22 protein-coding genes and 1 tRNA gene are annotated in these 24,968 nt (G+C 53.3%); 12 read left to right on the top strand and 11 right to left on the bottom strand.

Features of this window, described 5'->3' with window-relative positions; all coding sequences use genetic code 11:
• The first annotated feature begins 41 nt into the window (after positions 1-41).
• Positions 42-1,244 carry an ABC transporter substrate-binding protein gene (locus J7400_RS01620; protein WP_209058304.1) on the top strand — a complete coding sequence of 401 codons (1,203 nt, stop codon included), beginning with the start codon at positions 42-44 and terminating at the stop codon, positions 1,242-1,244.
• A 14-nt stretch (positions 1,245-1,258) separates the two neighbouring features.
• Entirely contained in the window at positions 1,259-4,012 is a 2,754-nt protein-coding gene (locus J7400_RS01615) for an ATP-binding protein (protein ID WP_209058302.1), read from the top strand.
• Positions 4,013-4,068: 56 nt separating this feature from the next.
• Here the strand turns inward: J7400_RS01615 and J7400_RS01610 are convergent.
• Positions 4,069-4,144: transfer RNA gene (locus J7400_RS01610), tRNA-Thr, on the bottom strand.
• Between the two features lie 214 nt (positions 4,145-4,358).
• On the opposite strand from J7400_RS01610, the gene J7400_RS01605 reads away from it, so the two are divergent.
• Both J7400_RS01605 and J7400_RS01600 read left to right on the top strand, forming a co-directional pair.
• Entirely contained in the window at positions 4,359-5,585 is a 1,227-nt protein-coding gene (locus tag J7400_RS01605) for an argininosuccinate synthase (RefSeq protein WP_209058300.1), read from the top strand.
• Between the two features lie 507 nt (positions 5,586-6,092).
• A complete protein-coding gene (locus J7400_RS01600; RefSeq protein WP_209058292.1) occupies positions 6,093-6,374 on the top strand; it encodes an SCP2 sterol-binding domain-containing protein in 282 nt (93 codons plus the stop codon).
• A 61-nt stretch (positions 6,375-6,435) separates the two neighbouring features.
• Here J7400_RS01600 and J7400_RS01595 read toward each other — a convergent pair whose 3' ends face one another.
• Positions 6,436-7,149 carry an HAD family hydrolase gene (locus tag J7400_RS01595; protein WP_209058290.1) on the bottom strand — a complete coding sequence of 238 codons (714 nt, stop codon included), beginning with the start codon at positions 7,147-7,149 and terminating at the stop codon, positions 6,436-6,438.
• Between the two features lie 178 nt (positions 7,150-7,327).
• Between J7400_RS01595 and J7400_RS01590 the strand changes: the two genes are divergently transcribed.
• The 3 genes from J7400_RS01590 (at position 7,328) to msrA (ending at position 9,681) form a co-directional block, all read left to right on the top strand.
• Positions 7,328-8,260 carry an NAD-dependent epimerase/dehydratase family protein gene (locus J7400_RS01590; protein ID WP_209058288.1) on the top strand — a complete coding sequence of 311 codons (933 nt, stop codon included), beginning with the start codon at positions 7,328-7,330 and terminating at the stop codon, positions 8,258-8,260.
• A gap of 32 nt (positions 8,261-8,292) precedes the next feature.
• A complete protein-coding gene (locus tag J7400_RS01585; RefSeq protein ID WP_247738563.1) occupies positions 8,293-8,904 on the top strand; it encodes a sugar transferase in 612 nt (203 codons plus the stop codon).
• Between the two features lie 114 nt (positions 8,905-9,018).
• A complete protein-coding gene (gene msrA, locus J7400_RS01580; RefSeq protein WP_209058284.1) occupies positions 9,019-9,681 on the top strand; it encodes a peptide-methionine (S)-S-oxide reductase MsrA in 663 nt (220 codons plus the stop codon).
• 86 nt (positions 9,682-9,767) lie between these two features.
• On the opposite strand, the gene J7400_RS01575 is transcribed toward msrA, so the two are convergent.
• On the bottom strand, positions 9,768-10,637 hold the full coding sequence (locus J7400_RS01575) for a ribokinase (RefSeq protein WP_209058283.1): 870 nt from the start codon (positions 10,635-10,637) through the stop codon (positions 9,768-9,770).
• Positions 10,638-10,818: 181 nt separating this feature from the next.
• On the opposite strand from J7400_RS01575, the gene mutS reads away from it, so the two are divergent.
• On the top strand, positions 10,819-13,434 hold the full coding sequence (gene mutS / locus J7400_RS01570) for a DNA mismatch repair protein MutS (protein WP_209060216.1): 2,616 nt from the start codon (positions 10,819-10,821) through the stop codon (positions 13,432-13,434).
• Positions 13,435-13,503: 69 nt separating this feature from the next.
• On the opposite strand, the gene J7400_RS01565 is transcribed toward mutS, so the two are convergent.
• Complete coding sequence (locus J7400_RS01565; RefSeq protein ID WP_209058282.1) at positions 13,504-14,064, bottom strand: nucleotide exchange factor GrpE; 561 nt, start codon at positions 14,062-14,064, stop codon at positions 13,504-13,506.
• A 9-nt stretch (positions 14,065-14,073) separates the two neighbouring features.
• A complete protein-coding gene (hrcA, locus tag J7400_RS01560) occupies positions 14,074-15,138 on the bottom strand; it encodes a heat-inducible transcriptional repressor HrcA (RefSeq protein WP_209058281.1) in 1,065 nt (354 codons plus the stop codon).
• A 129-nt stretch (positions 15,139-15,267) separates the two neighbouring features.
• Between hrcA and rph the strand changes: the two genes are divergently transcribed.
• From rph to J7400_RS01540, 4 genes are read left to right on the top strand one after another with little or no spacing between them, the layout of a single operon-like run.
• Positions 15,268-15,981 (top strand): ribonuclease PH, encoded by a 714-nt coding sequence (gene rph, locus J7400_RS01555; protein ID WP_209058280.1) that lies wholly within the window; start codon positions 15,268-15,270, stop codon positions 15,979-15,981.
• Positions 15,978-16,589, top strand: a complete 612-nt coding sequence (gene rdgB, locus J7400_RS01550) for an RdgB/HAM1 family non-canonical purine NTP pyrophosphatase (RefSeq protein ID WP_209058279.1) — start codon at positions 15,978-15,980, stop codon at positions 16,587-16,589. Before rph ends, rdgB begins: the two co-directional genes overlap by 4 nt.
• A complete protein-coding gene (gene hemW, locus J7400_RS01545; protein ID WP_209058275.1) occupies positions 16,582-17,739 on the top strand; it encodes a radical SAM family heme chaperone HemW in 1,158 nt (385 codons plus the stop codon). The genes rdgB and hemW overlap by 8 nt, the downstream gene beginning before the upstream one ends.
• Positions 17,740-18,093: a YbaN family protein gene (locus tag J7400_RS01540; RefSeq protein WP_209058273.1), complete on the top strand. Its 354-nt coding sequence runs from the start codon at positions 17,740-17,742 to the stop codon at positions 18,091-18,093.
• Here J7400_RS01540 and J7400_RS01535 read toward each other — a convergent pair.
• From J7400_RS01535 to rho, 6 genes are read right to left on the bottom strand one after another with little or no spacing between them, the layout of a single operon-like run.
• Positions 18,083-18,973, bottom strand: coding sequence for a ParB/RepB/Spo0J family partition protein (locus J7400_RS01535; RefSeq protein ID WP_209058271.1), 891 nt, complete (start codon positions 18,971-18,973; stop codon positions 18,083-18,085). The two genes, J7400_RS01540 and J7400_RS01535, sit on opposite strands and share 11 nt — an antisense overlap.
• A gap of 11 nt (positions 18,974-18,984) precedes the next feature.
• Positions 18,985-19,794, bottom strand: a complete 810-nt coding sequence (locus J7400_RS01530) for a ParA family protein (protein WP_209058270.1) — start codon at positions 19,792-19,794, stop codon at positions 18,985-18,987.
• Positions 19,772-20,410: a 16S rRNA (guanine(527)-N(7))-methyltransferase RsmG gene (gene rsmG / locus J7400_RS01525; protein WP_209058269.1), complete on the bottom strand. Its 639-nt coding sequence runs from the start codon at positions 20,408-20,410 to the stop codon at positions 19,772-19,774. Before rsmG ends, J7400_RS01530 begins: the two co-directional genes overlap by 23 nt.
• The gene (gene mnmG, locus J7400_RS01520) at positions 20,410-22,272 is read right to left on the bottom strand and encodes a tRNA uridine-5-carboxymethylaminomethyl(34) synthesis enzyme MnmG (protein ID WP_209058265.1); all 1,863 of its coding nucleotides are present in this window, start codon (positions 22,270-22,272) and stop codon (positions 20,410-20,412) included. The genes rsmG and mnmG overlap by 1 nt, the downstream gene beginning before the upstream one ends.
• Positions 22,273-22,295: 23 nt before the next feature.
• On the bottom strand, positions 22,296-23,594 hold the full coding sequence (gene mnmE / locus J7400_RS01515; protein ID WP_209058262.1) for a tRNA uridine-5-carboxymethylaminomethyl(34) synthesis GTPase MnmE: 1,299 nt from the start codon (positions 23,592-23,594) through the stop codon (positions 22,296-22,298).
• Positions 23,595-23,604: 10 nt separating this feature from the next.
• Positions 23,605-24,876, bottom strand: a complete 1,272-nt coding sequence (gene rho, locus J7400_RS01510) for a transcription termination factor Rho (RefSeq protein WP_209058261.1) — start codon at positions 24,874-24,876, stop codon at positions 23,605-23,607.
• Positions 24,877-24,968: the final 92 nt, after the last annotated feature.

Raw genomic sequence — 24,968 nt, 5'->3', positions numbered from 1 at the left:
TCTTTTCGGATCAAGTGTATGTGTTTTGTTCTGGTGTTGTTATGTTTCTGCGTGTGTTTGCGCTGCTCTGCGGCCTATCTGGGATGGCTTCGGCCGACGTCTACAAGGTGTATTTGGATGCGGATCGGACTTCCAATTATGCCTCTGCACGGTCAATCGAGATTGGTATTCTGGCCGCGTTTGACGAGGTAGATCGTGTTGTCAATGGACGCGAGATTGAATTTGTGCCTCTTGATCACCGCGCCAATAGCAAACGCTCAAAGAGACATCTCCAGCAGTTTCTAGACGACCCTCAGGCAATCGCGGTCGTGGGAGGCCTGCACTCCCCGCCTTATCTCTCCTCCAAAGACTATGTGAATGAAAATGGCATACCATTGCTATTGCCTTGGTCGGCCGCTGCCCCACTCACACGTGCACAGACTGCTCGAAACAGCATTTTTCGCCTGTCTCTAGATGATGCGAAAGCAGCAAAAATCCTTGTTCCGCAGGCCGTAACACAGGACAAATGCCAGCATATCACCCTGATCTTGTGGCGGTCAGGATGGGGAGAATCCAACGAGCGTACCATGACCGCAGAGATGAAATCTCTCGGGTTTGGTCGCTATAACATCCGCTATTTTGAGGGTAACTTGGGGGAGGCTGATGCCTTGTCTCTTGCCAACGCATTGGATGCCGCGGGCAGTGATTGCGCCATTTATGTGGGCAATGCGAAAGATGCTTCTGTCATTTTCACCGCGCTCCACAAAACAGATATGAAAACCAGAATGCTCAGCCATTGGGGCATTACCGGAGGAGACTTCGAAGAAGATGTTCCGGCCGCAGTGCGCGACGGGTTGCAACTCCGTTTCATTCAGCCCTGCTTCAGTTTCGAACCACCGGCAGGATCTTCCGGTGTGCGCCTAAAGCAGATCGTCAAAACCTATGGTGAGGATTTTGATGAAAGTGGCTATTTGCGAGCGCCAGCCGGGTTCTTTCACGGATATGATCTTGGCCTTTTGCTCATTGAAGCATTGAGAAACATCGAGGTCGAAGCCGATATTGCGACACAACGCGCGATGTTGATCAAAGCATTGACCAATATCGAAGGCCCGATCGACGGGTTGCTTCGCCGCTATGAGTTTCCTTTTTCGGAATACGCGACTCAAAATCCGGAAGCGCATGAAGCACTCGAAGTAGGAGACTTCTGTATGGCGCGTTTCGACAACGAGGACCGTATTGTTACCGCCAAGTCTGATCACTTCTAAAAATGGCCAGCTCAATGCGCTACACGTTGTTCTTCAATATCTTCGTTGTGCTCGCCTCTTTGGTATCAGGGGCCTTCACGAGCGCCGTGGTGCGTTTTTCGGTGTCAGAACAAACTCTGAGCTCCCAACAGGAATTTGCAAAAGTTGAAGGTGACGCACTTGCGGATCGGTTGCACACTCATATGGATCAGCTGGGCTTAGGTCTGGCTTTTCTTGCCACGCAACCGGCCATCGTAAATCGCGTCTTGGGAGATGTGCAAACGGACACCTATGCAGATGCGATCTTTGACCGCTATCTTGAAATTGCCCCTTTTGACGGCACTCTCTTGTACGATTTTCTCCCGGAAGAAATTCTCCGGCTAGACGCAAACAACATTCTAAACAAGCGCATCTCAGATCATACCAATCTCTTAGCGCAGCGCGTTGTCGCAACCGAACAAACGCTGTTTGACGTCGTCTATTTTGAGAGCACGCCAACATTAATGGTAGGCGTGCCGGTACTGGCAAACGGATTTGTCGAAGGCGTTCTAGTAGCTATTGACGCCGAATGGAGTTTGCCGGCTCAAGTCATCCCGTCTGGGGTAAAAGCCTTGACGCTGACGCGAACCCAGCAACAAGATCCCGCAAATTGGTCGTTTGCAAGCAACATGGAAGGCACCGGCCTAACCCTTCAAGTGCAGTGGGACGCAGCGGCGCTGGATCAGGCACGAACGGCACTTTTGCGATCTCTCACATGGGCGATTTTCGGAATTCTGATGGTGGCGGCGCCATGTATGTCACTGCTCGGCCATCGGCTGTTGGTTAGGCCTGTCAAAGCCCTAGAGAAAGCCAAAACCGAAATGGAGGAACTAGAACAGAAACATAGGGAACTGTCAGAAGTCGCCATCCGTTCCAATGATGCAGTGGTCATCACGGATAAAAACAGGCTGATCACCTGGGTCAACCCAGCGTTTGAAAACCTAACAGGCTATAAACTGGGAGAGGTTCTCGGAAAATCTCCGGGTGCGCTACTTCAGGGCGAACTGTCTGATCCAAAAGCCATTGCAACCATGTCTCGCAATCTAAACGCTGGAAAGGCGGTGACTGTTGAATTGATCAACCATGCAAAAGACGGGCGCCCCTATTGGGTGGAGGTCGCGATCAACCCGGTTTTTGATGAGTGCGGTACGTTGGTGCGTCTGATTGCAGTGGAGCGGGACACTACACGCCAAAAGGTACACGAAAAGCGCCTCAATCAGGCAGCGCTTGAGGCTGAAGAAGCCAACAAAACCAAGAGCCGTTTTCTAGCCAATATGAGCCACGAAATCAGAACGCCGATGAATGGGATCATTGGCATGTCAGAAGTTTTGTTGGACGAAGACCTTTCCACCGAAGCACGGGAATCGGTGAACGTCATCCGCTCTTCTGGTTTAGCTCTTGTCGGGATTATCAACGATATCTTGGACTTTTCAAAGTTGGAAGCAGGACAGTTTGAAACATCAAGCGAGCCTGTTTTGATTGACGATCTGGTCTACGAAGTTGTTGGTCTGGTCAAACAGGGGCTCGAAAAACCTGACGTGGCCTTTGAAGTGACATTAGATAAAGCCATGCCAAGAGTGATTTGGTCCGACGCCAAAAGACTGCGGCAAATCCTGCTGAATGTCGTTGGGAATGCGAACAAATTCACCCTAAGCGGACGTGTCCGAGTTTCCCTCCAAAGACGCGCCCACACACAAGACGACTCTTTCGAAATACATGTTTCCGACACCGGCGTCGGCATCGCCGAAGACAAGCTGGACCGGGTGTTTGAAGCATTTAAACAGGTGGACAATTCTGCAACGCGCACCTTTGATGGCAGCGGCTTGGGGCTCGCGATTACAAAGGGGCTGATTGATGTCATGGAGGGCCAAATCTCCGTGTCATCCGTTCTGGGTGAAGGAACCACATTCACGATTGTTCTGCCCCTGTGCACGACGGGCTGCGGTCACGCCCCAATTAACAATCTGAATGGTAAACACATCGCCATATTAACCCAAGACTCACCGGATTTAGCGCGGTTCTGGCAAGACCGATTGGCTTATGTTGGTGCAGAAGTTGTCCTACTGCGTATGAGCGAATTCAATCTTCCACTGATGAATCGTCATGCGATCCTAGTTGGTGGATCGAAGCTTCCGAAATCGGCGCAGCAGAACGTGGAAAAGTCGAAGTGCCATGTATTTGAGATCGGCGATAGCGACCAAACGAGAGGTAAGTATCCATCACTGAGTCCGTTGATGACTAACTCCACTCTCATAGAACGCTTGTCTCCCGAAGAAGACGCGTTGAATACCCCACGAGATACGAAAACAGAATTGCCCAATTGGCGGATCCTTGCTGCGGATGACAACAAGGTCAATCGGTTGGTATTGGAGAAGTTGTTCAAAAATCAGCCTGTTGAATTTCAGTTCTGCGTAAACGGACAAGAGGCGGTAGATGCCTTCCAAGATGACCCGAGTTTCTCTGTCGTGCTCATGGACATATCCATGCCGATAATGGGCGGGTTGGAAGCAACACTGCGCATTCGAGAATTCGAACTTGTGCACGGCTTAGCACCCACCTCCATCATCGCTCTAACAGCCAATGCAAGCAAAGAAGATCGTGAGACCTATCTCGCCCAAAAAATGAACGCTGTCCTTTCAAAGCCCTTCAAGAAAGAAGAGCTGCTCGACCTGCTTTGGGAATTCGCAAAGCCAAAAATCGTTTCATCTCAGTCAGACATGCGCGAACCAAAAACCGGAGCCCGCTCATAGACAAATCGTGCCTTTAGGTTTGTGGTAAGTGTAGCGGCAATTTTGAAACTGAAAGATGGTGCCTCAAGAGGGACTCGAACCCCCGACCTTGTCCTTACGAAGGACCTGCTCTACCAGCTGAGCTATTGAGGCACTGCGCCCGTTCGTCTAACCGCTAACGGTTTAGCGCGCAAGGGTCCGCAATCAAACACGAGATCATTTGTCTTTACCATGAGCGGCTACCCGACGGGATCCAGACCTTTTTTGAGTGTTTAACAATCATTATCGGCTCCGGAGGGAGCCTCTCCTTGCCCAAGCGGTCAAAAACCGCTATCGCGCGAGCGTTATATGGACGAAGGGAAAAGACATGTCGGCTCCGAAGAAAGTTGTGCTGGCCTATTCCGGTGGCCTGGATACCTCGATCATCCTGAAGTGGCTGCAAACCGAATATGGCTGTGAGGTGGTGACCTTCACCGCAGATTTGGGTCAAGGTGAAGAGCTTGAACCGGCCCGCCAAAAGGCGGAACTGCTGGGTATCAAACCTGAGAACATCTACATCGAAGATGTGCGCGAAGAGTTTGTACGAGATTTCGTTTTCCCAATGTTCCGCGCCAATGCAGTTTATGAAGGCCTCTACCTGCTGGGCACGTCGATTGCACGCCCGCTGATCTCAAAACGTCTGATCGAGATTGCGGAAACAACGGGCGCAGATGCAGTCGCACATGGCGCAACCGGTAAAGGCAATGACCAGGTGCGCTTTGAGCTGGCCGCCTATGCGCTGAACCCAGACATCAAAGTGATTGCGCCTTGGCGCGAGTGGGATCTTTCTTCCAGAACCAAACTGATCGACTTTGCCGAACAGCATCAGATTCCAATCGCCAAAGACAAACGCGGCGAAGCGCCTTTCTCGGTGGACGCGAACCTTTTGCACACCTCTTCGGAAGGTAAAGTACTGGAAGATCCGGCCGTCGCGGCTCCGGACTATGTCTATCAGCGTACCGTCCATCCTGAAGACGCGCCAAACGAGCCAGAATTCATCGAAATCGGATTTGAAAAGGGTGATGCGGTCAGCATCAATGGCGCGGCTATGAGCCCGGCAACCATCCTGACCAAGCTGAACGAGTATGGTGGCAAACACGGCATTGGCCGCCTGGACCTCGTAGAAGGCCGCTTCGTGGGCATGAAATCTCGTGGCATCTATGAAACACCAGGTGGCACCGTACTTTTGGAAGCCCATCGCGGTATCGAGTCCATCACCATGGACCGTGGCGCGATGCATCTCAAAGATGAGTTGATGCCAAAGTACGCGGAGCTGATCTACAACGGCTTCTGGTATTCTCCGGAGCGTGAGATGCTCCAGGCCGCGATCGACAAATCCCAAGAGCACGTCACAGGCACCGTGCGCATCAAGCTCTACAAAGGCAGCGCGACCACTGTAGGCCGCTGGTCCGACTATTCTCTTTATTCGGAAGAGCACGTAACCTTTGAAGATGACGCAGGAGCTTATGACCAAAAAGACGCAGCCGGCTTCATTCAACTACAAGCGCTGCGACTAAAACTGATCGCGATGCGCAACAAGCGCAACGCGGATTAAACAGTCAGAGTTTAGACACTAAAACCCGCCCAATGGGCGGGTTTTTTGTTTCCGGCAGTTTGCTATCAAACCGACAGTTCAGTTGAATACAGAGGTAAAGCCGGTAGAGTCCATTTTGTGTACAGGATCCTGCTCTTCATGCGGTTTACAAGTCAGAGGGTAGGTCGCATTGCTGTCACATCCGGTAATTGGATATCTTCCCGCGTCTGAGCAAGCGGAAATGAAGGTGACTAAACAGGCTATCAGGATCAGAGGGCGCATGGTGATCTCCATAAAAAGTGTAATTTTGGTTCGATCAGCTATTTATTCTTCGCAATCAGACAAAACATGGCACCAAGAGCCAACAACTTGATAGTTTCGGACAGAACGCTGAAATCCAGAAGAGCACGACAGATTTCTCTGAAGCTTTGCCACTTAACGTCGAGGTAACCAATCCAACGTAACTCTTGCAGCAACGCAATGTGGCTGCGATTAAATGCTCGCGAGAGACTTATTTTTGGAGGATACATGCTGGAAGAGATTGCGGCGCAAATGCGCGAAGGGTTGAAAGATCAAGCGTTTGATAACACGCTGAAATTTGATTGTGGCGACGCCGGAGTGCTCGTTCTGGCAGACGGGACAGCGTCTACCGATGATCGTGATACCGACTGTACCGTCAAAATCTCTGCGGACAATCTCTCGAAGCTTCTGGCGGGAGATCTCAAGCCAACCACAGCTTTAATGTTGGGCAAGCTCAAAGTGTCGGGTGACATGGGCGTAGCCATGAAGTTGGGACAGTTGCTGGCCTAAATATCTGTTTCCAGACTCTTCTTCACGGAGGCAGTGTTCCCTACCTCCGTGTTGAGGACGCTCAGCGCTTTTGCGATTTCATCTCTTCGTAGATTGGCAAAGCCGCATCAAGCACCGGCTGGAGGTTATCAGGAACCTCTGGCAACGGGCCCTCTGCACCTGCAAATCCTGTGGAATTCCAAACTGCGCCATACCAGTGTTTGGCCCAAACGCCATCATCCTTATGCCCACCTTTGGGCCAGCTGAGCATCGCCGGATCGTAATCTAAACCTATATCGTTACATAGCTTTCTCAGCGCATCCTCGGGATTTTCCCGAATGTCATGGCTGTCAACGATGACGACATCTCGCCCCCAGTCGCGCACTTTTTTGAGAAGCGCTAGCTGTTGAGGAAAACCAATATCCTCAAGTGTAGGGTTCTCTCGTTTGGCCGCATATGAGGCGATCACGCGTGCCGGATGGCGCAGCAAAAATACATTTTTTGCATCCTTCATCCACTCTCTGGGAACGCCATCAATCATATGCTGCGTCATATGTTTTTGATAAAAAACGGGTTTACCATCTGGGTTGTCGCCTGAGAGCGCTGAAGCCACCACTTGTGGATCCTGATGTTGTGACCTCAGGATCTCTGCGCTCATCGGATGATCTAGGCCGGTTTTTGCAAGGTAAGCCGCGTAAAAAGGTTCATCCACCACTGCACAATCCGAGCGATTGCCAAAAGCATACATCATCGCCGTGGACAGATTTCGCGGCCCACTCCACATCGCTATCTTCATCAAAATCCCCCTTCTGTATTGCGTCGGTATCACGGCTGTATTGCGGAAGTGGATTTTGGGGTCACTCAGTCGCCCACACACAACCTATGATAGCTTTGATACCGTTGATTTTCGCAGACGCTAGCGCGCACCTGCACTAAGACCAAGAGCAAATGCTTCTGGTAACTGACAACGTTGAATGCCATTCTGTGATATCGATGCAATTGCGCACCGCGCGACCTTTCAGGGCCTCATTTTGACGTCAATCTACTCTCCGATATCTCCAAATTTAGCCGATCAAAAAACCTTGCTTATACTGGGCAGCACCGGAAAACTTGCCCGGCTGATGCGCTATTCTCTCCAGCTGGCTCCTACCCTTCTTAATGATTGGAAGCCAATTTGGTGCGGGCGCGACTTGGCGGCAGATTTGGACTTGGTGGTTACATCTGAAACACGCGCATTTCCCACAGCAGACGCTGTGCTGGCGCTTTGGGGGGTGGTACCCAGCAGCGGAGACCTCTCACAAAACACAAATCTTGCGAGACGCGCAAACGAGATCGCGTCACTATGTGGAGCAACACATATCATGCATTGCTCCAGCAGCGCAGTCTACGGCCCAGGACAGGCGCTTTCTGAAATATCGAAACCAGCGCCTGCAAACGACTATGGTGCCGCGAAAGTTGCGATGGAAGAAGCTGCTCTGACCATCCACCGTAACTCAAATTCGTCGAAAAAATCGACCATCTTTAGGCTTGCCAATGTCGTGGGTGCTGACAGCTTGTTTGAGGCGTTAAACGGCGGCGGCACCTTGAAGCTTGATCGCTTTCCAAATGGCATGAGCCCCTTGCGGAGCTATGCAACGCCAAAACTTGTTTGGGCCGCCATAGACGCTGTGATTAGCGCCGAGAATCCACCTGACATCGTGAATGTGGCCGCCTCAAAACCTGTCGCAATGCATGACCTGCTTCGGGCTGCAAATCATACTTTCGACTGGCAAGACGCACCGGAAAGCGCAGTCGCGGAGGTCTCACTTGACGTCAGCTTACTTCAACAGTTGACCGGATCAGACTTGCATGTGACAGCAGCTCAGATGATTGAAGAATGGCGTTCAACGCGTAAGGCTTTGGTATGATCGGAAGTGGTACGACTTTGGGTAGGCGCCTCATGGATTTAGCGTGGGTGCTTTTTCTGCTCGCGTTGCTATGGCCAGTCATGCTCGTCCTTTCTGTTCTCATCTTGATCCAAGACGGCCGTCCCGTGTTCTACATTTCCGAGCGTATGAAAACGCCCACCCAGGGATTCCAACTGCTCAAATTCCGTACGATGACAAATGTCTCTCATGACAGCGGCGTATCTGGCGGCAATAAAGCGCACCGGATCACAAAAATTGGGCTCTTCCTGCGCAAATATCGACTGGATGAATTGCCGCAGCTGATCAATATCTTGCGCGGTGACATCAGTTTTGTTGGTCCTCGCCCGCCGCTGCGCCGTTATGTTGAGCGCTTTCCAGGCCTCTACGCCGAGGTTCTGAAGGATCGCCCAGGAGTGACTGGCCTGGCAACGCTAATCTATCACCAAACGGAAGAACGCTTGCTGGCCAATTGCCAGACAGCTGAAGAAACTGAAGCTGTTTACGAGCGTCGATGCGTACCGACAAAGGCAAAGCTGGATGTGCTTTATGCGAAGAAACGAACTCTTTGCAGTGATCAACGGCTCACCGTTGCAACAGTTTTTCGCAGAGTTTCACCAGTCTACCGCTCTCGGAAGCGTGGGTAGAAACGGCTCAGGTTGCTCCTACTCACCGCCTTTCACCTTGGTGTGACAACAGGTTTCATAGGATTGAGACTCACGAAGAGCCAGCGCAAGATTGGGGCAACAAGGAGTTGTCTGATGAAAAAACTGCAGAACCTGAAAACCGCAGCCCTATCCGCTCTGATTGTTCTGGGAACATTTGCTCACAGCGAGCGTGCCTACGCCATGAACACGGAAAAACTGATCGTCGCCGGTGGATGCTTCTGGTGCGTGGAGAGCGACTTTGAAAGTGTCAAAGGTGTTCAGGAAGCGCGGTCCGGCTTTATCGGCGGCAACACAGCCAACCCAAGCTATAAACAGGTCACCAAAGGTGGGACAGGTCACTACGAGGCGGTAGAGATTACTTTCGATCCCTCCAAAGTTTCACGTGAAACGCTGCTAGATCTGTTCTTCCGCTCTGTTGATCCCACAGATGCCGGCGGTCAATTTTGCGACCGAGGCGACAGCTACCGCACCGCGATTTTTGTCGCCAATCAAAGCGAACAAAGCAAGGCTCAAGCCGCAAAAGTGAAAGCCCAGGCTCAGTTGGGGCGGACAATTGTGACGCCAATTTTGCAGGCCGGAACCTTCTATGAGGCAGAAGCCTATCATCAGGACTACTACAAAGGCAGCAAGATTGTATTGACCCGCTTTGGGCCGAAAAAGCAGAGCGAAGCCTATAAGCGCTATCGCAAAGCATGCGGCCGGGATGCGCGCGTAAAAGAACTTTGGGGAAGCGCTGCTCCATTTGTAGGCCACTAAGGCCCCTCAGGGTTTTGGCCCCATCGCGGTAGAGCTACGATACCCTCGAGGGTCATTTCTAGCCAAAATTATGTGCGAGGCAGTGCTTAGAAACGCGCCTCGTCCACTTCTTTTAAATCAGGGATCACATCTGCGGTTCCCTGTCGGGTCACCATCAGGGCACCTGCGCGCATCGCGAGAGCAATAGCCTGCTCCATGGGCAGGCCACGGTCACGCGCAGCAAGCACATAGCCCGTGAAGGTGTCCCCAGCACCCGTGGTGTCGACCGGTGTCACAGGCATTGCAGGAAAATCGCGAGACTGCCCCTCATGCAGCCAGCGCGCACCTTTCGCACCAAGCGTAATGATCACGTCGGTGACACCCAGAACATCCGGAGATTTGCCAGTCGCCTCTTCCAATTGCTCAGCCTCCACCTCATTCAGGATCAAGAAATCGAGGTGAGGAAGAACAGCCTCAACAGCCTCCGCCTCAAATGGCGCAGCGGCATAAGCGACATAGAGACCAAGCTCCCGCGCAATTTTTGCGGCCTCGGGCTGATCTTTGGTCTCATTCTGCATCAATAACGTGTCGCCTGTACTCGCCTCTGACAGCGCTGCAGAAATGGTTTCGGCCGGTATTTGATGATTGGCACCTTGGAAAAGAACGATGCTGTTTTCACCGCCCGCATCCACATAGATGTGAGCTTGGCCATTTGGAGTGTCCGGAAGCTTGCTGATGTGGCGTGTATCCACGCCGAACTCCATCATACGGTCGGCCGCCCAATGCCCATCATGCCCAACCGCGCCAACATGCACTGTATGCGCACCTGCACGTGCGGCGGCAACGCTCATATTTGCCCCTTTGCCGCCAAGGCCCCGAGTCAACTTGGTCGCTGCAAGCGTTTCGCCTGGCCCCGGCAAATGAGGTACATGATAAAAGAAATCGGCGTTGATGGAGCCGAGGTTGTAAATCGCCATGAGAATACGCCGTGTTTCTGGTTTCTTTGATCTAACGATCAAAAATTTGCACGCTTGTCTATTGGCAATGACCTTACCTGAGGTTTTGCGCTTTTCCATAGGGACCGAGGTTTGCTATCTGAGGAAAACCAAACCTTGGGGGTTCTGAGCAGTGAAGGGCGACAAGCCGGGCGTCACGCCGATGATGGCGCAATATCTGGACATCAAAGCGCAGTATCAGGATGCGCTGTTGTTTTACCGGATGGGTGATTTTTATGAGATGTTCTTTGACGACGCTGTGGCGGCGGCAGAGGCGCTCGATATTGCCCTGACCAAACGTGGCAAACATGAAGGCAATGAGATCCCCATGTGTGGCGTCCCGCATCACGCCGCAGAGGGGTATTTTCTAACCCTCATCCGCAAGGGCTTTCGTGTCGCCGTTTGTGAACAACTTGAAAGCCCGGCAGAGGCAAAAAAACGTGGCTACAAAGCGGTGGTGAAACGGGATGTGGTGCGGCTGGTGACGCCGGGCACATTGACCGAAGACAGCCTGCTGGATGCACGGCGACACAACTTTCTGGCAGCTTATGCTGTGGTGCGAGATGAAGCGGCGCTGGCCTGGGCCGATATTTCGACAGGTGCGCTACATGTGATGCCATTGGCGCCGGTGCGACTGGGGCCTGAACTTGCACGCTTGGCGCCAAGTGAGCTGTTGATGGCAGAAGGCTCGGAAGGTGAGCTCGGACCAGTTGTCGATGATATGGGGGTTCCGCTGACATCTGTATCACGCGGTAGTTTTGACTCAGTTTCAGCAGAAAAACGGGTTTCTGCGCTGTTCAAAGCGTCGTCTCTTGAAGCCTTTGGCACATTTTCGCGGCCCGAGGCTGGAGCTCTCGGTGCCATTGTCGACTACTTGGAGCTGACCCAAAAAGGAAAATTGCCGCTGTTGCAGCCGCCAGTGCGCGAAGCGACGCAGGGTGTAATGCAAATTGATGCGGCGACTCGGCGGAACTTGGAGCTAACGGCAAGCCTTTCTGGCGGCCGGGTCGGATCCCTTCTCGCAACAATTGACCGGACAGTGACCGCCGGTGGCGCACGCCTGTTGGAGCAAAGACTGTCCTCGCCCTCGCTGCGCTTGGCAGCCATTCGCGAGCGGCTGGATGCGGTCAGCTATATGGCTGATCAACGTGGCGAGGCAGCGGATCTACGTGAAGCTTTGCGCAAGGTTCCAGATTTGGACCGCGCCCTGTCTAGGCTGGCGTTGGACCGAGGCGGTCCTAGAGATTTGGCAGCCATCCGGAACGGCCTCGGGCAAGCAAGTCTTTTGGCAGAAAGAGCTTTTTCTGGTGATTTGCCAGATGATTTGACCGAGGCACGACGAGCACTGTCCGGACATGAGGAATTGCTTGATCTTCTGGAAGACGCGCTGATCGCAGAGCCGCCGCTTCTTGCCCGCGATGGTGGCTTTATCGCTCCCGGATTTGACCCGGAGCTGGATGAAAGCCGTGAGCTGCGCGATCAAGGGCGTGGTGTGATTGCTGGCATGCAAGCACAGTATAGCGAGCAAACCGGCATCACCGCGCTTAAGATCAAGCACAACAATGTGCTAGGATATTTCATCGAAACCACCGCAAAGCATGCGGATACGATGATGTCTCCGCCCCTGTCTGAAACCTTTATACATCGTCAGACCACCGCCAATCAGGTGCGCTTTACCACCGTTGAGTTGAGCGAAATGGAAACCAAGATCCTGAATGCCGGAAACCGGGCACTCGAGATCGAAAAGCGGCTCTATGACAGCTTAAAAAGCGCGATTTTGGATCGCTCCGCTGAGGTTGCGGCAGCTTCCAGAGGACTTGCGGAGTTTGATTTATCTGCGGCTTTGGCGGAGCTTGCAGCGAATGAGAAATGGACCCGTCCTGAGGTCAATGACAGCCGGGATTTTGCCATCGAAGGTGGGCGACATCCCGTTGTTGAAGCAGCTTTACGCAAAACCGGTGACCCGTTTGTTGCCAATGATTGTGATCTATCAGGCGGCGATGCGGCGAGCATCTGGCTTCTGACAGGCCCAAACATGGCCGGTAAATCGACCTTCCTACGCCAGAATGCACTCATTGCCCTACTTGCGCAGATGGGAAGTTTTGTGCCTGCAAACAGTGCGCGGATCGGGTTGGTCAGCCAGCTTTTCAGTCGCGTGGGCGCGAGCGATGATCTGGCGCGAGGGCGGTCCACATTTATGGTGGAGATGGTCGAAACCGCCGCAATCCTCAATCAAGCTGACGACCGCGCATTGGTCATTTTGGATGAGATTGGACGCGGGACCGCGACCTATGACGGCTTGTCGATTGCCTGGGCAACACTGGAGCACCTGCACGATGTGAACAAGTCCCGCGCGCTCTTTGCAACGCACTATCACGAGATGACACAGCTTGCCGGGAAGATGGCAGGTGTGGACAATGCGACAGTTGCGGTGCGTGAATGGGAAGGTGAAGTGATCTTCCTGCATGAGGTCACGCAGGGGGCCGCAGATCGCTCTTATGGGGTTCAAGTGGCGCAGCTGGCGGGCTTGCCGGCTGCGGTGGTATCGCGTGCACGTGTGGTGCTGGATGCATTGGAAAAGGGTGAGCGGGAAGGCCAGGCACAGAAAGCGCTGATTGATGATCTGCCGCTCTTTGCCGCGACGCCTGCGCCTGTGCCCTCTGCACCAGCGGGACCAACTCCCTTGCAAGAGAAGCTCGCAGATGTGCATCCAGACACATTGAGCCCACGGGAGGCTTTGAATCTCATTTATGAATTGAAGGATATGGCGGAGAACTAATTCTCCCCTTTGCCCAAAGAAAAAGCCTCCGAATGATCGGAGGCTTTTTTGGTTCTATATCTTTGCCAGTTAGGCTGGAGTGGAGCTCACGCCAACTTGGGCTGGGCGCAGAAGGCGGTCGTGCAGCATAAAGCCCTGAGCGGAAACTTGAATGATGTCACCCGCCTTGGTGCCGGGAACGGGCGCTTCAAACATCGCTTCGTGCACGTTTGGATCAAATTTATCGCCCACTTCAGGGGAGATCATTTCGATGCCATGCTTGGAGAAAGTTTTCAGCAGCTCGCGCATGGTCAGCTCAATACCTTCGATCAGCGCAGAGGAGGCCTCTTTCTGCTCCTCAGTGATCGATTCAACTGCGCGTTTCATGTTGTCAAAGACAGGCAGCATGTCACGGGCCAACTTGGAGCCACCGTACTGCTCAGCATCGCGACGCGCTTTGTCGCCGCGTTTGCGGGCATTCTCAGCATCTGCCAGCGCACGCATCCAGCGGTCTTTCAGCTCATCACGCTCGGCACGTAGCTCATCCAGTTCCACCGCCTCATCTGCGAGCTCATCAAGGCTCTGAGCAAATTCTTCGGCTTCGGCTTCTGCGATGTCGTCCAGAAACTCGTTGTCTTTCGGCTCAGCCATTTTTCACCTCTAACCGCGGTCGGAGATCAATTTTCCAACCAGTTGCGCCGTGTAATCCACGATCGGCACAATACGTCCATAGTTTAGGCGCTTGGGTCCAATGACCCCGACAGCACCCACGATCTTTCGATCAGCGTTCATATAGGGAGACACCACCAAAGAGGAACCCGAAAGTGAAAAAAGTTTGTTCTCTGAGCCAATAAAAATGCGCACACCATCGCCTTGTTCGGCAAGATCCAGAAAATCGGCAATGTCGCGCTTACGTTCAAGGTCATCAAACAACGTGCGGATACGCTCCAGATCCTGCTCTTCACCACCGGAACCAAGAAGATTCGCCCTCCCGCGGACGATGAGGCGTTCTTCCTGTCCGCCCTCACCGGCCCAAAGTGCCAAACCGCTTTCCACAAGGTCAGCAGCCAGCGTATCGATTTCCTGGCGCCGACGCGCGATCTCTTCCCGTACGGCTTTGCCTACCTCACTCAGCGTGCGCCCTTCAGCCACAGCATTGAGGAAATTCGCGGCCTCGCGCATGGAACTGGGGGTTTGCCCCGGAGGCGGCGTGAAAAGACGGTTCTCCACATGGCCATCCGCAAACACCAAGACCACCAGAGCACGATCATGCGCAAGGGAGACAAATTCGATGTGTTTGACTGGTGCCTCATGTTTGGGTGCCAGAACCAGCGAAGCCCCCTGTGTGACACCAGACAGAGCCGTGCTGACGCGATCAAGCATGTTGCTCACATCCTTATCACCTTCGCCCAACGTGGCATCGATCCTCTTGCGATCTCCGTGATCCAAATCGCCAACTTCGAGCAGCCCGTCCACAAACATACGAAGGCCTTGCTGCGTCGGCACGCGGCCAGCCGAAACATGCGGACTGTCCAGAAGGCCAAGGTATTCCAGATCCTGCATCACATTGCGAATGGTCGCCGCACTAACTTTCTCTGACAGAGACCGGGTGAGCGTGCGCGATCCAACCGGATCGCCGGTTTCAAGATAGCCTTCGACCACACGGCGAAACACCTCTCGGCTGCGTTCATTCATTTCTTCGAGGATTTTAGTGGTGTCTGTCATCTGCCCGTGCCTTCTGCTCTTCAATAAAATAGGCTCAAGCACAAAGGTCAATCGGCGTTGGTCAATCGGGGTTGCACCCGCCCTGCCCGCGCGGCTATGCCCAAAAGAAATCAAGAGAAGGAAATTCCCATGCGCCCCTCTGGACGTCAGCTCAATGAAATGCGTGCCGTGTCGATTGAGACCAATGTAACCAAACATGCAGAAGGCTCTTGCCTGATCAAAATGGGCGATACGCATGTGCTCTGCACCGCCTCTCTGGAAGCGCGCGTACCGCCGTTTATCAAAGGCTCCGGTTTGGGTTGGGTGACAGCAGAATACGGGATGCTGCCACGCTCTACCTCTTCCCGCATGCGGCGCGAAGCTGCTGCCGGCAAGCAAGGCGGCCGCACCGTAGAAATTCAGCGCCTGATCGGCCGTTCCCTGCGCGCAGGCGTGGACCGTGTGGCTTTGGGCGAGCGTCAAATCACCGTGGATTGTGACGTAATCCAAGCTGATGGCGGCACGCGCTGTGCTTCAATCACCGGTGGCTGGGTTGCCCTGCGTTTGGCAGTGAACAAGCTCATGAAAGCCGGCGACGTCACCACTGACCCGCTTATTTCTCCGGTCGCGGCAGTGTCTTGCGGCATATATGCAGGTCAGCCAGTGCTTGATCTGGACTATCCAGAAGACAGCGAGGCAGGTGTGGATGGCAACTTCATCATGCTGGCCAACGGGCAGATGATTGAAACCCAGATGTCTGCCGAAGGTGCGACCTACTCCCGCGATCAGATGAACCAACTGCTTGATCTCGCAGAAAAAGGCGTGGCAGAGCTCGTTGCCGCGCAAGAGGCAGCCGTGTCATGACGCGGAAGTTCACGGATAAAACGCTGCTGATGGCGACACACAACAAAGGCAAACTTGAGGAGATGATTCATCTCCTTGAGCCCTTTGGCGTTAAAGTTGTCGGTGCTGGAGAAATGGATCTGCCAGAACCGGAAGAGACCGAAGACACATTTGTCGGAAACGCCCGGATCAAAGCCCACGCTGCGGCAAAGGCGACCGGTCTGCCTGCCCTGTCAGACGACAGTGGCATCACGATTGACGCGCTCAACGGCGCGCCCGGCGTCTATACAGCGGACTGGGCCGAGACCGAGAATGGCCGCGACTTTGTGATGGCAATGACCCGGGCCCACAATGAACTCGAAGCGGTAAACGCTCCGCACCCAAGGCTCGCGCAATTCCGCTCCACGCTGGTTCTGGCTTGGCCTGACGGGCATGATGAGGTGTTTGAGGGCGTGGCTCCCGGGCATCTTGTATGGCCCATGCGCGGCAAAGATGGCTTCGGCTATGACCCGATGTTTGTGCCCGAAGGGCATGACGTCACCTTCGCGGAAATGGACCGCTGGGCCAAAAATAAGATCAGCCATCGCGGCCGTGCGGTGAAAGCCTTTGTGGCGGGTTGTTTTGGCTGAGGATTGGCAAAACGGGGGCTTTGGCCTGTATATACATTGGCCGTTTTGTCAGGCCAAATGCCCCTATTGCGATTTCAACAGCCATGTAAGCCGTGAAATCGACCAAAATCGCTGGCTACACGCCTATCTCAGCGAACTGGACCGCGTCGCAACTCAGACGCCGGGGCGTGTGCTTAACACTGTCTTCTTTGGTGGCGGCACCCCAAGCCTAATGGATCCTGATATCGTCGCATCCATTCTGGAACGCGTGCGAAAACTCTGGCCCACATCAAACGACATGGAAATCACGCTTGAGGCGAATCCAGGATCTGTTGAAGCAGGTCGGTTCGCGGCTTATCGCGCAGGCGGGGTAAACCGAATTTCCATGGGCATTCAGGCGCTTAATGACGGAGATCTACAACGTCTAGGCCGCATTCACTCTGTATCAGAGGCCAAGAAAGCCTTCGAAATAGCGCGGAAAACCTTTGATCGGGTGAGTTTCGACCTGATCTATGCACGCCAGGATCAATCCTTAAGTGATTGGCAGGCCGAGTTGAAAGAAGCTCTGTCGATGGCCATAGATCATCTTTCGCTTTATCAACTCACAATTGAACAAGGCACAGCCTTCGGCGATCGCTACAACCGCGGAAAGCTGCGCGGTTTGCCAGAAGACGACCTTGCTGCAGACATGTATGAAACAACGCAGGAGATCTGCGCTGAAGCTGGCATGTTGCCTTATGAAGTTTCTAACTATGCAGCCATAGGCTCTGAATCGCGGCACAATCAAATCTATTGGCGCTACGGCGATTACGCAGGAATTGGGCCAGGGGCGCATGCCCGGCTGACACTTAACGGGAAACGTCACGCGATAGAGACCTGGAAAAATCCGAACAAGTGGCTGGAGACTGCGGAAGCCGGAAATGGTGAAAGTCTGCACGAGGTTATTTCCAGGGACGGGCAAGCCGCAGAATTCCTTCTAATGGGACTTCGCTTGAGCGAGGGTATCGATCTGGCCCGCTACGAGGCCCTCTCCGGGCATACTCTTGAAGGGCCCCGCGTGGATCACTTGATCGAAATAGGTATGATTGAAAAGTCGTCGCGACATCTGCGCGTCTTGCCACAAGGGCGCATGGTGCTAAATTCTGTCCTGTCGGAACTTTTGGTGGACTAAATGCGCGCGATTTGGCTGATCTGCGGATTGATGTGTGTCGCGTTTGCGTTGGTCGGCGTTGTGCTCCCCCTCTTGCCAACTGTCCCCTTTTTGTTGCTCGCAGCTTTCTGTTTTGCACGTTCATCAGAGAGGCTGCACAATTGGCTCCTCAGTCACAAACTCTTCGGTCCGATGATTGATGATTGGCATCGCAATGGTGCGATCAGACCAAGCGCAAAAAGGGCAGCAACACTGTCCATAATGTTGGTATTTGCAATTTCATTGGCTTTGGGTGTCAAAACCACCGTTTTAATCATCCAAGCGGTGGTTTTAAGCGCGGTACTTTTTTTCCTCTGGACGCGACCTAACGCGTAGAGGACAGAATCCGGCACAGTTCGTCTAGATCATCAAGTGTCTGATAATTAATGGTAATTTTACCAGATTCTCCGCCAGACGTATGATCGACGCTGACTTTCATGCCCAAATTAGCGGAAAGATCGCCTTCTAGCGCGACTGTATCGGCGTCCTTATGGGTCTTTGGTCGAGATTTTTTAATTTGCTCGACGAGAGAGCCTGTTTTTTTCGCAAGTTTTTCAGTCTGGCGAACAGAAAGACCATCCTTCACAACTTTCTTGGCCAGCTCTGAGGCATTTTCCGAGGTCACCAGAGCGCGTGCATGACCAGCCGATAGGTCTCCCTCGCGCAACAGCATCTGAACGTCATCCGGTAGATTGAGCAGACGCATCAAGTTTGCGATATGGCTTCGACTTTTGCCGAGCGCTTCAGATACCTTCTCCTGCGTGTGACCGAACTTTTGCATAAGTTGGCGATAGCCCATCGCCTCTTCAACCGGGTTCAAATCCGCACGTTGAATGTTCTCGATGATCGCAATCTCGAGAACTTCAGTGTCATCATACTCTCTGACGATAACCGGAAGCTCATGCAGCTTCGCCATCTGGGACGCGCGCCAACGGCGTTCGCCAGCGACAATCTCGTATCGATCTCCAGATTTCTTCCGAACGATAAGCGGCTGAATGACGCCCTTTTCGCGAATGGAATTCGCCAGATCGTCTAACTGTTCAGGTGTAAAATCACGGCGCGGCTGATCTGGATTTGGCTCAATCCGCTCGATTGGGACAACCAAATCTGCCCGACGAGGTGTTTGCGCAACTTGCGCGCTCTTATCTTCGGTCACATCCGCCATCAATGCACTGAGGCCGCGGCCAAGGCCACGTGGTTTCTTCTTCTCTGCCATACCGGCCTCCTTTATGCAGCGACTTTATAGTTTTTGACCAATAGTTCCTTGGCCAGGGCTCGATATGCCTCTGCGCCCTTGGATGTTGGATCATACTCCAAAACCGGCTGCGCGTAAGAGGGAGCCTCAGAAACACGCACATTCCGAGGGATTTTGGTTTCGAACACCAATTCACCAAGGTTATCGCGCGCATCCTGCTCCACTTGTTGAGACAGGTTGTTACGTGCATCGAACATCGTCAGCACAATACCCTCAATGCGCAGACCTGAATTGGCGGTTTGTCGCACTTCACGCACGGTCAGCATAAGTTGCGACAATCCCTCAAGTGCGAAAAATTCGCTTTGAAGCGGAATCAAGACCGAATGCGCAGCGATCATTGCATTGACAGTCAACAAGTTGAGAGATGGCGGACAATCAATCAATATGTAGTCCAGATCATAGGCATCCATAGCATGCTGACGCAGGGCGTCATGCAACAAGAAGCTACGCTTTTCATTGGTCATCAACTCAATGTCCGCCGAGCTCAGATCGACAGTTGCCGGAACGATCCACATGGTTTCCGAGTCCGTCGTTTGAATCACGTCTTCAAGTTCGGCTTCACCGGTCAACAGGTCATATGTTGTGTTCTGACGATCCTCGACTTCGACGCCCAACCCCGTTGAAGCGTTGCCCTGCGGATCAAGATCCACCAAAAGCACACGACATTTCTGCTCTGCGAGAGCAGCTGCGAGATTTATGGCTGTTGTGGTTTTGCCAACCCCACCTTTTTGGTTGGCAACAGCGATAATCTTGGGGCCCTTAGGGCGCGTTGGATCCGTCACGTTTCAGTTCTCCGACCTTCAGGATGACTGCTTGAGAGTCCGTAATACTCTTTACCACTTCGCAATCAAATGACCACGATTCCTGTACGGATTTAAGCTCTTTTTGCCAGCTTGCTCCCTTTGGAAACAGCCCAACGCCATCTGCCCGCAAATGTCGCTCTGTAAAGTCAAACAACAGCGGAAGATCCGCCAGCGCGCGTGCAGAAAGAACGTCGGCATTCTGCGGAGACACTTTCTCGATACGTTCTGTCAAAACAGCTGCCTTTACGCCGGTCTCTCGCAAAACCGTCCGCAAAAAGGCACACTTACGTTGATCACTCTCAATCAACGTTACCTTCTGCGGCGCAGTTGGCTCTTCCGACATCAACGCAATGACCAATCCAGGGAAACCACCTCCGCTGCCAATGTCCACCCAATGCGCCACATTATGAGGTGCGCTACGCATCACCTGAACCGAATCCAGGATATGACGTTCCCATAAGGCGTCGAGTGTGGACTTGGAAACGAGGTTAATTCTCGGGTTCCACTTAACCAGCAAGTCCGCCAAGACCTGAAGACGCTGAAATGTTTCACGTGAAACATCCAGTGCGTCACGAATGTTCTCTGGACAGTTCATCAGGCGGTTTTCGCTTTCTGGGCCTGGCGCAACTTCGCAAGAAGCAGTGTAAGAGCCGCAGGTGTCATGCCATCAATCCGCCCGGCCTGCCCCAAATTCGCTGGACGTACGGCATTCAACTTGGATTTCAACTCGTTGCTCAAACCTTCGATCACATCGAAGTCGAAATCAGACGGGATAAACTGCGTTTCATCTCTGCGCATTGCCTCGACATCGCGCTTTTGGCGCTCGATGTAATTTGCATAAAGCGCATCACGCTCAAGCTGAAGTTGGATATCTTCGCTTATTTCGGCAAAGCGAGGATCCAGCTCCACAACATCTCCGAAGCTCACTTCAGGGAAAGCGAGAACCTGGAATGCTGTGCGACGGTTACCATCTTGGTTAACTGAAATACCCGCAGAATTAATTTGTTTTGGCGTATAGCCAGTTTCTTCGAGGAGGGCTTTGCCCGACGTAAGCTTCTCCTGCTTGCTTGCAAACACCGACTTGCGCGTTTCGCCAATGAGACCCAGCTCCAACCCAATTGGTGTGAGCCTCTGATCTGCGTTATCCGCACGCAAAGAAAGACGAAACTCTGCACGAGACGTGAACATGCGATAGGGCTCTGTGACACCGCGCGTGATAAGATCATCAACCATGACGCCGATATAGCTGTCCGATCGGCTGAAATGGTGGGGCTCTTTGCCTTGTGCCGCCAAAGCTGCGTTCAGGCCGGCAACGAGCCCTTGTGCCGCAGCTTCCTCATACCCAGTGGTTCCGTTGATTTGTCCTGCAAGATATAGACCAGGTACGCCCTTAACACCAAGCGCCGCATCCAGAGCTCGCGGATCGACATAGTCGTATTCAATCGCATACCCTGGCTGTAGAATTTCCGCATCTTCCAAACCATACATCGACCGCACATAGCTTTCCTGAACGTCCACTGGTAGCGACGTCGAAATGCCGTTTGGGTAGACCGTGTGATCGTCCAGACCTTCTGGTTCCAGAAAAACCTGATGCGAGGTCTTATCCGCAAAACGCACAATCTTATCTTCGATAGATGGGCAATACCGCGGCCCAACGCCTTCGATATGGCCACCGTACATCGCCGAGCGATCTAGGTTTTTCCGGATAATATCATGCGTTTTCTCATTCGTATGCGTGATACCGCAGGAAATCTGCCGAGCGCTCGGCGCCTTGTTCAAGAACGAGAAAACCACCGGATCATCATCACCCGGCTGGCTGTCGAGTAGATCCCATTTGATTGTCTTACCATTCAAACGTGGAGGCGTGCCTGTTTTCAACCGGCCAAGCGGCAAGTCAAAACTGTCAATGCGCTCCGCAAGTTTGACAGACGGGTCGTCCCCCATTCTGCCGCCAGGGCGAGAAACATCCCCGATGTGGATGACGCCGCGCAGGAAAGTCCCTGTGGTGAGTACAACAGAATGCGCCGAGATCTCTGAACCATCCGCTAGGACGACTCCCCGCACCGCCTGCCCCTCCATCCGGAAGTCAGTTGCCTCGCCCTCAACGATGGTCAAATTGGGTGTGGCTTCGATTTCCGCCAACATTTCTTCGCGATAGATCTTTCGATCTGCCTGCGCTCGTGGGCCCTGTACAGCTGGGCCTTTACGACGGTTAAGCAGTCGAAACTGAATTCCAGCCCTATCTGCGATACGCCCCATGACCCCATCAAGCGCGTCGACTTCACGCACAAGATGACCTTTTCCAAGACCGCCAATGGCAGGGTTGCAAGACATGACGCCAATGCCTGATTTCTTCAAAGTCACCAGAGCTGTTGAAGCGCCCATACGCGCCGCTGCCGACGCAGCATCCGTCCCGGCGTGTCCTCCGCCCACAACAATGACGTCAAAATGTTTCACGTGAAACACTCCTCAGATTTGATTCACTTTCCGATACAAAAGCTCGAAAAGATTTCGTCCAACAGGTTCTCTACATCGACATGACCAACGATGGAATCAAGAGCACGAATCGCGGTTCGTAGCTCTTCAGCACCAATATCATAGTGATCGGGTCCAAGTGCGAGAACAGCACGCGCTGTATCCAGTGCTTCTGACGCGCGTTTCATCGCAATCCGATGTCTCTCGCGCGTCGCCACTCCGGATCGACCAGCCTGTTCAGAGAGCTTTTCAGTGATCTCAGAAACCAATTCGCTGATGCCGAAACCGGTTTTGCCTGAAATCGCATTTTTTGGATCAGACAAAGTATCTGCCTTCGCCGTTCTGATCACATCCTCTGGCAGAGGTTCGAAATCCGGCGCTTCATCCTGAGTTTGAAGGAATACACGGAGATCCGCAGCCTCTGCCCTCTCGCGTGCACGCTGAATGCCGATCCCCTCCACGTGATCCTCAGTCTCACGAAGCCCAGCAGTATCCAGCAAAGTCACCGGCAATCCGTTTAGCTCCATGCGGACTTCGATCACGTCACGCGTTGTCCCCGCGTATTCAGAGGTGATTGCCGCCTCGCGACCAGCAAGCGCGTTGAGCAGCGTGGACTTGCCAACATTTGGCGCACCGAGGATGGCGACTTCGAAACCCGTGCGGATGCGTTCAGCCGTATCGACACCAGCGATCTCACGGTCGAGCTCACTTCGCACGCCAGACAGGAGTTCAGTGACTTCCGGCGTGACATCTACAGGGACTTCCTCGTCGGCAAAGTCGATTGTCGCTTCAATCAAAGCAGCGGCGCGGATCAAATCTGTGCGCCATTTGCCTGCAAGTTTCCCAAGATCGCCTGACAAAACCCGCAAGGCTTGACGCCGCTGAGCCTCGGTCTCGGCATCAATCAGATCAGCGAGCCCCTCGACCTGGGCCAGATCAAGGCATCCGTTTTCCAAAGAACGGCGGGTGAACTCCCCTGCCTCTGCCAAGCGAAGCCCATCCATCTCAGAGAGTCCCCGAAGAACCGCATTCACCACGGCAGTTGAACCATGCAAGTGCAGCTCAAGAACCTCTTCGCCAGTAAAGCTGTTCTTATTCGGAAAGTAGAGCACCAAGGCCTGATCCAAACGACGGTCTTCACTGTCTTTCAGGATCTTCAAAGCAGCGTAGCGTGGTTTGGGCAGATCGCCGAAAAGCGCCCTCCCCGCCTCTGCGGCTCGGGAACCGGACACACGAACGACAGCGACCCCCGCTTTACCGGGGGCCGTTGCTAAGGCGAAAATTGTGTCTGGCACATAGGCCATGTCACATTCCTTAAGTGTTCATCGAGTCAAAGAACTCGCCATTTGTTTTGGTCTGCTTGAGTTTGCCAAGCAGGAACTCCACGGCATCCGTGGTGCCCATCGGATTGAGGATACGGCGCAATACGAATGTCTTGGCCAAATCACCTTTGTCGACGAGCAGATCCTCTTTCCGGGTACCAGATTTGAGAATATCGATCGCAGGGAAGACACGTTTGTCTGCCACCTTACGATCCAGAACAATCTCAGAGTTACCAGTCCCTTTGAATTCTTCAAAGATCACCTCGTCCATGCGCGAGCCAGTGTCGATCAGCGCGGTCGAGATGATGGTGAGTGAGCCACCCTCTTCGATGTTACGGGCAGCGCCAAAGAAACGTTTGGGACGCTGAAGAGCGTTTGCGTCCACACCACCGGTCAGAACTTTACCGGAAGATGGCACCACAGTGTTGAAGGCGCGACCAAGTCTTGTGATGGAGTCCAGAAGGATCACAACATCTCGTTTGTGTTCTACGAGGCGCTTTGCCTTTTCGATTACCATTTCAGACACAGCAACGTGACGCGTGGCCGGTTCGTCAAAGGTAGAGGAAATCACCTCACCTTTCACAGACCGCTGCATGTCCGTCACCTCTTCCGGACGTTCGTCGATCAGAAGAACGATCAGGTAACACTCCGGATGGTTCGCTTCGATGCTGTGCGCGATGTTTTGCAACAGAACGGTTTTACCAGTGCGCGGCGGCGCAACAATCAGGGAACGCTGGCCCTTACCAATCGGCGCAACCAGATCGATAACCCGTGCAGAGCGATCTTTGATGGTGGGATCTTCGATCTCCATCTTCAGGCGCTCATCGGGATAAAGCGGCGTGAGGTTGTCAAACGCGATCTTGTGCTTGGCTTTCTCTGGCGCTTCAAAGTTGATCTGAGACACGCCAGTCAGTGCGAAATAGCGCTCGTTGTCGCCTGGCGCGGTCATAACGCCATTCACGGTGTCACCGGTGCGCAGAGAATGCTGACGGATCATCTCTGGGCTGACATAGATATCATCCGGACCCGGCAAATAGTTGGCTTCTGGAGAGCGTAGGAAGCCAAAACCATCCTGAAGTACTTCAAGCACACCATCACCGGAGATTTCCCAGCCATCATCCGCGCGTTCGCGCAGAATCTGGAACATCATCTCGCCCTTACGCATGGTGGAGGCGTTTTCGATCTCCAGCTCTTCGGCCATCGCCAAGAGCGCTTTAGGGCTTTTGGCTTTCAGATCGCCAAGAGCGAGCTTTTCTTGTGTCATGAAACAATCCTGTACTGCCCGAAACGGGGCAGATCATGTGCTCTATATAAGGGATACACTTAACCCGGACGGGTCAGTTATCGACTCAGATA

It is taken from the genome of Shimia sp. R9_2 (assembly GCF_017743735.1).
Lineage (GTDB): Bacteria > Pseudomonadota > Alphaproteobacteria > Rhodobacterales > Rhodobacteraceae > Shimia.
Note: the sequence above shows the minus strand (reverse complement) of the source record. Positions and strands in the feature narration are given on the sequence as shown.

Bases quoted from the DNA above. Each gene is read 5' to 3' on its own strand.
- J7400_RS01620 (WP_209058304.1), top strand. From the start codon at position 42: ATGTTTCTGCGTGTGTTTGCGCTGCTCTGCGGCCTATCTGGGATGGCT.
- J7400_RS01615 (WP_209058302.1), top strand. From the start codon at position 1,259: ATGCGCTACACGTTGTTCTTCAATATCTTCGTTGTGCTCGCCTCTTTG.
- J7400_RS01605 (WP_209058300.1), top strand. From the start codon at position 4,359: ATGTCGGCTCCGAAGAAAGTTGTGCTGGCCTATTCCGGTGGCCTGGAT.
- J7400_RS01600 (WP_209058292.1), top strand. From the start codon at position 6,093: ATGCTGGAAGAGATTGCGGCGCAAATGCGCGAAGGGTTGAAAGATCAA.
- J7400_RS01595 (WP_209058290.1), bottom strand. From the start codon at position 7,149: ATGAAGATAGCGATGTGGAGTGGGCCGCGAAATCTGTCCACGGCGATG.
- J7400_RS01590 (WP_209058288.1), top strand. From the start codon at position 7,328: ATGCCATTCTGTGATATCGATGCAATTGCGCACCGCGCGACCTTTCAG.
- J7400_RS01585 (WP_247738563.1), top strand. From the start codon at position 8,293: ATGGATTTAGCGTGGGTGCTTTTTCTGCTCGCGTTGCTATGGCCAGTC.
- msrA (WP_209058284.1), top strand. From the start codon at position 9,019: ATGAAAAAACTGCAGAACCTGAAAACCGCAGCCCTATCCGCTCTGATT.
- J7400_RS01575 (WP_209058283.1), bottom strand. From the start codon at position 10,637: ATGGCGATTTACAACCTCGGCTCCATCAACGCCGATTTCTTTTATCAT.
- mutS (WP_209060216.1), top strand. From the start codon at position 10,819: ATGATGGCGCAATATCTGGACATCAAAGCGCAGTATCAGGATGCGCTG.
- J7400_RS01565 (WP_209058282.1), bottom strand. From the start codon at position 14,064: ATGGCTGAGCCGAAAGACAACGAGTTTCTGGACGACATCGCAGAAGCC.
- hrcA (WP_209058281.1), bottom strand. From the start codon at position 15,138: ATGACAGACACCACTAAAATCCTCGAAGAAATGAATGAACGCAGCCGA.
- rph (WP_209058280.1), top strand. From the start codon at position 15,268: ATGCGCCCCTCTGGACGTCAGCTCAATGAAATGCGTGCCGTGTCGATT.
- rdgB (WP_209058279.1), top strand. From the start codon at position 15,978: ATGACGCGGAAGTTCACGGATAAAACGCTGCTGATGGCGACACACAAC.
- J7400_RS01540 (WP_209058273.1), top strand. From the start codon at position 17,740: ATGCGCGCGATTTGGCTGATCTGCGGATTGATGTGTGTCGCGTTTGCG.
- J7400_RS01535 (WP_209058271.1), bottom strand. From the start codon at position 18,973: ATGGCAGAGAAGAAGAAACCACGTGGCCTTGGCCGCGGCCTCAGTGCA.
- rsmG (WP_209058269.1), bottom strand. From the start codon at position 20,410: ATGAACTGTCCAGAGAACATTCGTGACGCACTGGATGTTTCACGTGAA.
- mnmE (WP_209058262.1), bottom strand. From the start codon at position 23,594: ATGGCCTATGTGCCAGACACAATTTTCGCCTTAGCAACGGCCCCCGGT.
- rho (WP_209058261.1), bottom strand. From the start codon at position 24,876: ATGACACAAGAAAAGCTCGCTCTTGGCGATCTGAAAGCCAAAAGCCCT.